A 10141-nucleotide genomic window follows, 5' to 3' on the forward strand; every position below is an offset into this window, starting at 1 on the left:
CGGACCACGGTATTGGCTGACAAGCCCTTCGCCTGGTCGCCGAGCAGCACGCTGAGCGCTTCGCTCATGTCGCCGGTCGAGACGCCGCGCAGATACAGCCACGGCAGCGCCGACGACACACGCGGCGACTTGCGCACGTACGGCGGCACGATCTCCGAGTTGAACTTCACGCCCGATCCCGAGCGATCGCGGACCTTCGGAACCTGAACGGTCACGGGCCCAATTGCCGTGACGACGGCACGCTCGGGCAGATAGCCGTTGCGCACGACTGCTCGTCGTCCGTCCAGTGTCTTCACGTTTGAATACCGCTCGAGCAACCCCTTCAATTCTGTCTCGATCGCTTGTTGGATAATCTGCTGCGCGCCTTCCTGGATCAGATCGTCCAGCCCGACAGGCCCCTTGATTTCCGTTTCCGCTGCTTGACTGCCGTCCGCTTCCCGATTACGTTTCGCCATGGTGGTGGATTGGTTGCTGGGTTTGTTACCTTGGAAAGCAACATTCTCCTGCAATCGCCACCGCCTCCCTCCGTTTCCGCTCCTGACTCTCGTACACCAGATCCGACATTAGCTCCCGGCTCGATTGTAAGAGCGCAATGACTCAGTTCGCATTGCCTAACCTAGCGCGATTCAACATCGAATTCTGAGCTTTAGCCCGGCTCACACACGGGAATTCAGGATACCTCCGTGAAGACCTCTACTGTTCGGATTGACTTCACGCACATGGGAATGTGCGTAATATCAATTAGATGTCAACACGCTGGTCGGCGTCACGACTTATCGACCACGCCTCCCTTCGCTTGATCCCAATGCAGCGAGCAACTCTGCTGCCTCGCAAAGATCAACAGTGTCGAAGCCTTCCGCGAAGGCGCCATAGACCTTAGATAGCAGCCGTTGTGCCTCGCCTGTCTTCCCCTGCGATTGCCACAAACGGGCAAGGCTCGATGCGGCCCGCAACTCGACCAACCGAGCACCTTGATGGCGAGCCACATCGATCGCCCGATGAAAGCAACGTTCGGCTCGCTCGGTGCCGGTGGAATCCGGGATGCGGGCGCTTGGGGGGCCCAGCAGCAGCATTCCATTGATCCGATGCAACTCCGCCTCGAAAAAGCGCTCGCCGGTACGACTCATCATTGCCATCGCTTCCTCAATCACTCCTAGGCCGGCTTCCGTGTCGCCGGCCCGCTGGCATCCCTCGGCGAGGAGTGCGAGAAAGTACGAACGTCCCATCTCGGCCCCGGTTGCCCGATAGCCGGCGAGTCCCTCGCGCATCTGCGCAATTCCATCCTGGATGCATCCCTGTTCGGTCAGCGCCCAACCGCGCAGAATCGTTCCCCACGCAACCCAGAAAGGCGCCCCTTGCTCCGTTGCAAGCGATATGACGGCCTCGGCATATTTGCGAGTCGGCATCGTATCGCGTCGAAGCTGATACAAGTGCGCCGTGTAAGCTAGTGCAAGTACCAGACTTGGACTATCGACATACTTCCGGGCCAACTCAAGCCCCTCCTGACTTCGCAGGCTTGCTTGATCGACGTGTCCTTGATGCCACAAGGACCACGCCAGATAATTTAGCCCGCGAACGCCAGGGTCAACCAAATGGTAGAAAGTATCTACTTCGTGCTGCTCCTGACGATAGAAGGCTAAAGCTTGTTCTTCGTGGGCACGGGCAGCACCGAAATCGCCCTCGAAAAATAGGCCGGCGGCGAGCGCATGATGCGCCTCAACGAGCAGGGCCGGTTTTCCTCCCTGCTGGGCCATGCGGAGCAGCCGCTCACCCAATTCGCGCACGGTCCGGTACTCGGCACGCAACTGGTAGTAAGTCCTCAGCCCCAGTTGAGCCTGGAAGATCTGCGATGTCTCGCCGATTTGCTCGCACAACTTCAGCGCGCGCGTATAGGTCGCCGCCACTTCGGGCGCACCATAACCGTGAACGGCCATTAATGCTGGCCCCAGCGAAAGCAGCAGAGCCAGTTCCTGATGTGCGCGTTCGGGCGTGTCGGGCAATTGCTGAAGCAACTCCAGCGCCGCGTCGAGGTGATGCGTCGCATCCAGATGGGCAGAATGCTGGAGTGCCTGTTGCCCAGTACGGTACAGATATTCCATGGCCTTCGGGACATTGCCGCTCAGCCGGTAGTGATGCGCCAGTTCGCTGCAGTAATCCGCAATGCGGCTCGAGAACAGCGCCTCGATCGCCTGGCCCGTGCGTTCATGCAGCGCGCTGCGTCGCTCTGTCAGCAACGAACGGCTGGCGACATCCTGTGTCAACGCGTGCTTGAACGAATACTCGACCTCCGGGAATGCGGGCCGTTCGTAAATGAATTCCGCGTCCTCCAGTCGGGTCAGTAAGTCGCGCAATGCATCGTCGGTTCCGGCCTGCGGCACGTCGCAGATGCGCTGGATCAGGCTGAACGGAAACTCATTGCCGATTACGGCCAATGTCTGGAGTAACTCCTTCTCCGCGACGGGTAGCCGGTCGATGCGGGCGGCGAGCACGCCTTGCACAGTGGTCGGAATATGCAACGCGGTCGGTGTTTGCACGATCCGGTAGCGGCCCGGTTCGCCGAGGAGCGTCTGCTCCTCGACGAGCGTTTGGACCACTTCCTCCATGAAGAACGGATTGCCCTCCGTTTTCTCTAGGATGAGCGGCTTGAGCGGCACAAGCGTCGGATCGTCGCCGAGCAGCGCCGCGAGCAGCCCCTGCGCGTCGGCCGGGCCCAGCGGTTCGAGCCGCAGACGGCTGCAATGGTCCGCGCGCGTCCACGCCGGCTGATACTCGGGCCGGTAGTTCACGAGCAGCAGGATATGCGTATCCGGCACGCGTTCGATCAGGTGCGCGAGGAACGCTTCGGTCTCGCGATCGAGCCATTGCAGGTCTTCGAACAGCAGCTCGACCGGCTGGTCGCGGCTTTCGCGCACCAGCAGTTGCGTGATCGCGTCGAAGGTCCGGTCTCGCCGGATCCGCGGATCCATCTCCACTAGTGCTGGGGGCGGTTCGCCGCTACCCAGCAGATACAGCAGGTAGGGCACGAGTTCCTCAAAGCTGCGCTCGAGCGTCAGCGCCTTGCCCATGACCTTTTCGCGGCCGCGCCGCTCGTCGTCCTGCGCGGTGATCTGGAAATAGTTCTTCAGCAGCTCGATCAGCGGCAAATTCGCAAACGCCTTGCCGTGCGACACCGAGAAGGTTTCAAGCACGAGACAGCCGCGCCGCGAGCGCTCCTTGAATTCATGGAACAGCCGCGACTTGCCGACCCCGGCCTCGCCGACCACCGCGACGACCCGCCCATGGCCCGCCTTGACCTCCTCCAGCGCGCCGTGCAGGTGCTCCAGTTCGGCGTCGCGGCCGACGAATCTCGCAAGGCCGCGATGCGCGGACAATTGCAGCCGCGTGCGCAGTGCGCCGAGACCCAACAGCTCGTACACCGACAGCGGCTCCGGAATGCCCTTGACCTGCGTGGCCCCGAGCGCCTTGAACGCGAAATAGCCTTCGGCCAGCTTGTGGGTCGAATCGCTGACGAGGATCGACGTGGGCGCCGCGATCCCTTCCATCCGCGACGCGATGTGGATCGTATGCCCGACCGGGTCGTAATCGGTATGCAGGTCGTCCCTGCGGATCGAGCGCACGACGACTTCACCGGTATGCACGCCGACGCGGATCTGCAGCGGGATGCCCTTCTCCAGACGAATCCGGTCGCCGTGCCGGCGCATCGCGTCCTGCATCCGCAGCGCCGCGAACAGCGCGCGCTGCGGATGGTCTTCATGGGCGATCGGCGCGCCGAACAGCGCGAGGATGCCGTCGCCGAGCGACTTGGCCACGTAGCCTTCGTAGTAGTGCACCGCCTCCATCATCAGCGCGACGACGGGCTCGATCAGGCGATGCGCCTCTTCCGGGTCGAGGTCGTGGATCAACGCGGTCGAACCGGCCATGTCCGCGAACAGCGCGGTGACGGTCTTGCGCTCGCCGGCGGTCTCGCCGCGCACTTCCATCGCCGCCTGTTCGGCGAGGATGCGCTCGGCGAGGTGGTGCGGCGTGTAATGGATCGGCGCGACCGAGGGTTCTGCCACCGGCCGCGCATGCGCGGACTGCACGTCGCGCGAGTCGCCGAGCGCCGCGCCGCACTCGCTACAGAACTTGGCCGCAGGCCTCTCGTCGTGGCCGCAGCGCGGACAGGTGCGCAACAGCATCACGCCGCACCCTGCACAGAATCTGACCCCGGCAGGGTTCATGGATCCGCAGTTTGCGCAGCGCATACGATCTCGTCTCTTGCTTGGTGCCTGCTTGTTAAAACATTAGGCGGCGTACCTTCTGGCAGCAAGATCGTGAATTCCTCGAGAGACAGCGTCCAGCTTTCGACGATCAGTACAGTTGGTTCGACTCCTTTCTCTCAAGTTGCGTTGGACGATCGAAGGGCGCGGCTAATGGATCGCATACGCATCATCCGTCTCGATCGCGATCGGGACTTGCGATCGTTGCAAACCGAGCAGCACTTTATTTATCATTTGACCTTTTGCGAGGGTCCGTGCTGCAATTCTGTTCTAGGGCCTGGTGCTTGCAAATCTGACCCTTAAAGCGGTGTTTGCGACGGCGCGCCATCTGCTGGGCCAGGTTCGGCGTTGACCCAAGTAGCCTGGATACTCGGCGGGCATTCTTCGGCGGAGGTGTTCGCTATGACACAACCGTAGTTGCAGATTGCGCGGTTCGTTGCGTCGAATGGGCGCCGAGCAATTGACATGCGCGTTCAGATCAACATCTAGGGTGGGAAAGTTGGGAAATGAAGATCATCGCCAAAATTGCGTGGTTGCATGTGATGCTCGCACTTGCCGGTGTAGTTCTATGTGCTATCGGTAGGGAAGGGGCGGGGGCGCTAGTGCTGTGTACGAGTGCCATGAGTTTGATGGTGGTGAAAGCTGGCGAGCTTATTGCGCCTGATGTACGGGACGAGCTTGCCGACCTATCAGATGAGCTAATCAGACAGCGGGAAGTCGCGAACGTTATGTATCGTCGCGCCATGACGCTTCATAGCTATCTGGAGGGTCAGGGGGAATCATTGGGGGATTTCGCACCGCATCTTGCCGAGATTCTGTGTCGGATCAATTCGGTCGAGCCCACCGTCGACGCTGCAATCTTCAAGCTGAGAGACTTAAGGACGGCGCCAGTGGTCTAGCCGTCAGCGTTACAAATCCACAAACTTATTTATCATTTGACCTTTTGTGGCTTGACGAGTTGATTGCTGAGAATTCCGCGCGGCAGGTGCGTTTTGCGCGTGAAGAGGGCCTTCGTGGTCAACGGTCGTAATAGGATCATCTGATGTATCGACACAGCAGACCATTGGAACGTCGTCCGATGCGCCACTCTGGTCCGCTCCTCGATGAGCTTGCGGATCACATGACTTATCCGGTGGTTCGCGTGCCGCGACGTGCGCCCATCGATTGTGCTACCCGCCTTAGTGGGCATCATTGCGCGCCGCATAAGGCGTCACGTTGCGTGCCCGGCAATTCCTTGCGAGTTCGCTCGTGACGGATGCTTTGTCACTTCCCACCGTATTGGCATGATCGCCCGGTACGCAATCGAGCAACCGCAATGCGCTCGCGCGATGTGTCGAGCGACCCCCGCAAATCATTGGACACTTTCACCCACTTATAGGTATAAGATGGAAATTTTGACGGGCCCAAAGCGCCGGCGACGCTGGTCGGTAGAACACAAGCTGGCGATGGTACTTGAGAGTTTCGAGCAAGGAAGATCGGTCACGATGGTCGCGTGCCAGCACGGCGTGAGCCGGAACCTACTGTTTCAATGGCGCAAGCTGTATCGGAACGGGGGGCTGTCGGCAGTAAAGGTGAGCGAGGAAGTCGTGCCGGCGTCGGATCTGGCCGACGCCCTCAGGCAGATCCAGGACCTGCGTCTTCTGCTTGACGAAATGATCATGGAGAACAGCCTTCTCCGCGAAGCAGTCGAATACGGTCAAGCGAGAAACGAGATTGCACGCTCGCCCTTACCGCCGGAGGATGGCGAGTAAAGTAGGTCTGTTCGGTCTTCGGCGTGGCGTGTTCGAATTGGGTGGTGAAGCTGTCGCGTTTGGCCGATTCGGAGTGCGCACGACACTCGAGATGCCTGGACGACGCCAAGCAGGTCGCGGAGATTTGCTAAGTTTTGACTGGGCTACACAGATACGGCAACCAGCATATTCCGGAGATCGGTTGATTCTCGGCACTTCCGATCTTTCGCAGGAAATCGAAGAGCAGACGCGTTGTCGGCATCGATTACCTGGCATCGCGAAAGGAGTGCGGACGATACTGTCCCACAGGCTCGTATGTTCCGCATGTGACGCCTGTCACGCGACGCAAGTGTTAGGGACCAGCCCGCGCGCGCCTTATCGATGAGCGTCGATCTTGACAGTGACACTAGCCGACATGCCGACCACAAGATCAACGCCAGTCGGCACCCTGTCGATGCGGATCCGGACGGGAATGCGTTGGGCAAGACGTACCCAGTTGAACGCGGCCTCAATGTTTGGTAGTCCAAGATGGTTAGGGGTAGTGTTCTCGTCCGCTATCCCTCGACCAATGCTCTCGACATGCCCCATGATTGGCTGCTCTGCGCTAATCAGCCGGATCTGAGCCGGACTGCCGACGCGAATTTGCCTGAGTTTGGTCTCCTCGAAATAGCCGGTTATCCAGAAACCTGTTGCTTCAACAACTGTTAGTTTCGTCTGACCGGCCGTCGCGTAGTCGCCGGGTCGGAGTTGCACATTCGTGACGTAACCATCAACCGGGGAGCGTATGGTCGCACGCGCAAGATCGAGTTCGGCCAGCTTCAGCGCTGCCTCTGCCTGCCGCCATGCGGCGTGCGCCGCGGCTACCTCTGACGCTAGACCATTTTCGGGCGCCGCAGCGTAAAGGCGAGGGCTCTGATGGCATGCGCACTTCTCGTATGCAACTATTTCCACTTTTCTGGCCGCAACATTGGCCTCGGCGGCGTCCACAGCGATCCGGAAGCGTTCTGGGTCGATGATGTAGAGAACCTCACCGCGCCGAACATACTGATTGTCGGTTGCCCGGACGTCACTGACGGTGCCAGAGACTTCGGGCGCAATCCGCACAATATTCGCGCTTACCCGGCAGTCACGGGTCGATGGATCTGACTCATAGCGCTTCCACATCCAGGCAACGACCAGCACAGAGGCGAGGACAAGGATAGACGTAAACACCCAGCGCGCGATGGGGGCGAATTGACGATTCATTGTTAGGATCCAGGAGGCAAAAAGAGCGCAACGCCAAGCCCGAGCAAAATTACGAACAGAGAGATGTCGGCGATGGGGCGGTATGCAACGAACCTGTAAGCGCCGGTTAGCTGAAGGAGTGTGCTGAGTGCGCCGGTGATCATTAGTGCTGCGACGGCGATTAGAAGTAGCGTCGGCAGATAGACGCCGCCAATTGATGTTTCACCAGTCATGCGGGCACCCTGTAGCCAGCCTCGGTGGGGAACAGGTTGCGACGTAGGGCTGTCAGCAGCACAAGCCCCTCAATTTTCTGTATAGGATTGGGGTCGGTGGCAACGGCTTGAATGCATCTGTCGATATGCGCGAGCAGGATGGCCGGTACCGGAGCCGGATTCGCCGGATTCAGATTCTCAAAGTGTCGTGCAATAGCAGTCAGCAGTTCGGCTATTAGCGTGCAGTCGGATGCATGGCGCAAGCTTCGCAGGCGACCGGCAACGATTCCGATGCGCATGTCCATCAGCGCATGTAGCAAGGCAGGATGGGCTTCGGCGTCGGAAGTTGCCGCAAGACGAGGCAGAAGCAGTCCCGCGCGGTCAAGCATGCGGCTGGCCCAACGAGCTTCATCGGTCGAGCGGCCATCTGCACGTCTTGCCACATCGCGCCAGCTTGAGCGAACCAGTCGTGCAATGCTGCTCTTGATCCCGACCCCTTGAAACAGCCGAACGACCACAACTGCGAGGCCGGTGCCAATGATCTGAGAGAGCGCGTTATTGGCGAAGTCAGGGAAATCTGGCGCATAGTGCGCAACGAATCCTACTGTCGTGGTGAATTCAAGAATGGCGCCAAGTGCAACCATCGCAAGGGATGGCCTTGCGAGCACGGATCCGCCGAAAAGCATTGGCGGAGCCATCACTGCAATGAACATCTCGAAACCCGTGATGTGGGGCAGGATTGCATATGCATAGACCATGGACACCAGCAGTCCGGCTGCACTACCGACGAAATATTGGAAAAGTAGAGCTCCTGGACGTTCGGCTGGGGCAAACAGAGCGCAGCAGACGCCTGCGAGCAGGACCGAACCGGCACCGTATGTCCAAGCACTGGCAATCCAAAAGGCTGATGCCAGTATTACGCAGAAGAAGGCTCCAGCAGCGTGGCGAGCGGCAAGCCATCGATCCCGATGGATTGCGCGACCACGGGTCCTCGCGATGAGCTCCTTGACCGCTGCGCCGACCGTTTGATCTTCAGGATTGCGGATCTGGTCAGTCAGATCGTACACATTGCGTTGGATATCGACTATGTCTGCAAGGCAGGAACGCAGATTCAGTTCGAGCAGGTCCGACCAGGAAGCCATTTTAGTAGTCGAAAGCGAATTGAATTTGATGCGTCCAGTTAGTCTCGCGGCCGAGATAGCCCGATCACGCTTGTGGACAGCGTCGGAAAGCCATTCATTTAGGTCGCTGATCAGTAAGGATAATTCTTGAGACATACCGCCGTTGTCCTGCAGCGCCGCGAGCCTGTCCTCCACAGCCGAGACGAGAGGCAAGACTTGGAGCAACTGATCCTGCAATGCCCGTACAGTGCGAACACGAGGTAGGACGCTGCCGGTGTCGAACGGAAGCAAAACCGAAAGATGATCGAGTTCTTCCAGATCCAGCGCAAGACGTCGCCGGTCCGTCTGCTGTACGTATTGTTGCGACGGATCCAGGGCTTCGCGGATCCAGTGGGTTACGTCTTCGACGATTGTGTCGACTCGCCCGATCACTCGCGCCGATACAGTTCGCGGCAATACGGCGCCATGGAAAAGACTGCTACAAAGGATGCCGATCGCGATTTCCTGCACACGCAGCATGGCCGTGGTGAAGATGGTCGCTGGCTCTGCGACACTTGGAAAACCGACGATGGTGGCCGTCGTGCCTGCGAGTAGGTACATATACGCTCGTGGCGTACGGTCTAGCATCGCAACGTACACGCAAAGCGCCAGCCAGATTGCCAGTGCAAGCGACAGCACAAACGGCGCGTTGACAAAGATGGGTACGAACGTTATCGCTGCAACAGCGCCCACACATGTGCCCACCAGGCGGAAAACCGCCTTCGAAATGACACCGCCGGCGAGCAGCTGGGAAACAACATAAGAGGTGCCAACCGCCCAGTAGGGCCGGACCAATCCGATCCTCAGCGATATATAGAACGCGAGCATGCTTGCCGCGAAGCACTTCACAGAAAACAGCGTCTCTTCAACGTCGAATTTCATCTGGATGTGCCAGTCGCTCGTCGATGCGGCGAGTGATTTGCTCGAGGACGTGCAATGCTGTCTCGAGGTCGGCTATATCGACTTCTGCCACCAGATCCTGCCGCACGTGATCGAGTGCGGTTTCGATCGATCCAACCATTGCACGGCCGGCCTGTGTCAGAACAATGTAATTTTTCCGCCGATCCTTCTCATCGGTCTGACGTAAGAGCAGACCGTCAGCCTCAAGGCGATCGACGAGTTGAACCAGCGACGGCCCCCGCATATCGAGGATCGCGGCCAGATCGCTCTGACGTACTCGGTCTCCTGCGCGACCAACTTCAACCAGAACCCAGCCATTGGCGTGTGACACGCCAAGGTCGGCGAGTACGCGATCCCCTTCAGCACGCCATCGGCGGGCGAGAGGAAGAAGCGCTCGTCCGAAACTTGCTGCCACGACAGATTTTCTAAGTTTCATAGGAGCATTATGAATAGGAGCCTATCAAATAGCAACCGTGAAAGTGGATGCGTGATCTCGAAAGGTCATCATGGGTGCCGGCAAGGGGCGCCTTGGTCATTCAGATGCCCCGGTGTGCTAGCGGCGGTAGCCGCGGTGCGCGATCGGTCATCGAGATCTACGACCCGAAGCGCTTCACCGCCGAATCGGTGGGCGGGCTCTTCCAGGGGGTGCCCCTATC

At 59.3% G+C, this 10141-nt stretch carries 7 protein-coding genes and 2 pseudogenes; 2 read left to right on the forward strand and 7 right to left on the reverse strand.

Features of this window, described 5'->3' with window-relative positions; translation table 11 throughout:
* Nucleotides 1-455 (reverse strand): transposase (locus U5771_RS34125; RefSeq protein ID WP_322028026.1); only part of this gene is annotated, 455 nt, incomplete at its 3' end.
* Between the two features lie 318 nt (nt 456-773).
* On the reverse strand, nt 774-4244 hold the full coding sequence (locus U5771_RS34130) for an adenylate/guanylate cyclase domain-containing protein (RefSeq protein WP_322028021.1): 3471 nt from the start codon (nt 4242-4244) through the stop codon (nt 774-776).
* Nucleotides 4245-4765: 521 nt separating this feature from the next.
* On the opposite strand from U5771_RS34130, the gene U5771_RS34135 reads away from it, so the two are divergent.
* On the forward strand, nt 4766-5158 hold the full coding sequence (locus U5771_RS34135; RefSeq protein WP_322028022.1) for a hypothetical protein: 393 nt from the start codon (nt 4766-4768) through the stop codon (nt 5156-5158).
* A 197-nt stretch (nt 5159-5355) separates the two neighbouring features.
* Here U5771_RS34135 and U5771_RS34140 read toward each other — a convergent pair.
* Nucleotides 5356-5587 (reverse strand): annotated as a pseudogene (locus U5771_RS34140) (IS5/IS1182 family transposase); the annotation flags it as partial.
* A 57-nt stretch (nt 5588-5644) separates the two neighbouring features.
* Here U5771_RS34140 and U5771_RS34145 point away from each other — a divergent pair.
* Nucleotides 5645-6135: pseudogene (locus tag U5771_RS34145) on the forward strand (transposase); the annotation flags it as partial.
* A gap of 229 nt (nt 6136-6364) precedes the next feature.
* On the opposite strand, the gene U5771_RS34150 reads toward U5771_RS34145, so the two are convergent.
* Genes U5771_RS34150 through U5771_RS34160 form a run of 4 tightly spaced genes read right to left on the reverse strand, consistent with a single transcriptional unit; the run spans nt 6365 to nt 9921 of the window.
* A complete protein-coding gene (locus tag U5771_RS34150; protein ID WP_322028023.1) occupies nt 6365-7234 on the reverse strand; it encodes an HlyD family secretion protein in 870 nt (289 codons plus the stop codon).
* A gap of 2 nt (nt 7235-7236) precedes the next feature.
* On the reverse strand, nt 7237-7446 hold the full coding sequence (locus U5771_RS35675; protein ID WP_415859469.1) for a DUF1656 domain-containing protein: 210 nt from the start codon (nt 7444-7446) through the stop codon (nt 7237-7239).
* Entirely contained in the window at nt 7443-9467 is a 2025-nt protein-coding gene (locus U5771_RS34155; RefSeq protein WP_322028024.1) for an FUSC family protein, read from the reverse strand. The genes U5771_RS35675 and U5771_RS34155 overlap by 4 nt, the downstream gene beginning before the upstream one ends.
* Nucleotides 9451-9921 (reverse strand): MarR family winged helix-turn-helix transcriptional regulator, encoded by a 471-nt coding sequence (locus tag U5771_RS34160; RefSeq protein WP_322028025.1) that lies wholly within the window; start codon nt 9919-9921, stop codon nt 9451-9453. Before U5771_RS34160 ends, U5771_RS34155 begins: the two co-directional genes overlap by 17 nt.
* Nucleotides 9922-10141: the final 220 nt, after the last annotated feature.

Source organism: Burkholderia sp. BCC1977, from assembly GCF_905339595.1.
Taxonomy (GTDB): domain Bacteria; phylum Pseudomonadota; class Gammaproteobacteria; order Burkholderiales; family Burkholderiaceae; genus Burkholderia.

Coding starts and splice junctions, on each gene's coding strand:
- U5771_RS35675 (WP_415859469.1), bottom strand. CDS start 7,446: ATGACTGGTGAAACATCAATTGGCGGCGTCTATCTGCCGACGCTACTT.
- U5771_RS34155 (WP_322028024.1), bottom strand. CDS start 9,467: ATGAAATTCGACGTTGAAGAGACGCTGTTTTCTGTGAAGTGCTTCGCG.
- U5771_RS34135 (WP_322028022.1), top strand. CDS start 4,766: ATGAAGATCATCGCCAAAATTGCGTGGTTGCATGTGATGCTCGCACTT.
- U5771_RS34150 (WP_322028023.1), bottom strand. CDS start 7,234: ATGAATCGTCAATTCGCCCCCATCGCGCGCTGGGTGTTTACGTCTATC.
- U5771_RS34130 (WP_322028021.1), bottom strand. CDS start 4,244: ATGCGCTGCGCAAACTGCGGATCCATGAACCCTGCCGGGGTCAGATTC.
- U5771_RS34160 (WP_322028025.1), bottom strand. CDS start 9,921: ATGAAACTTAGAAAATCTGTCGTGGCAGCAAGTTTCGGACGAGCGCTT.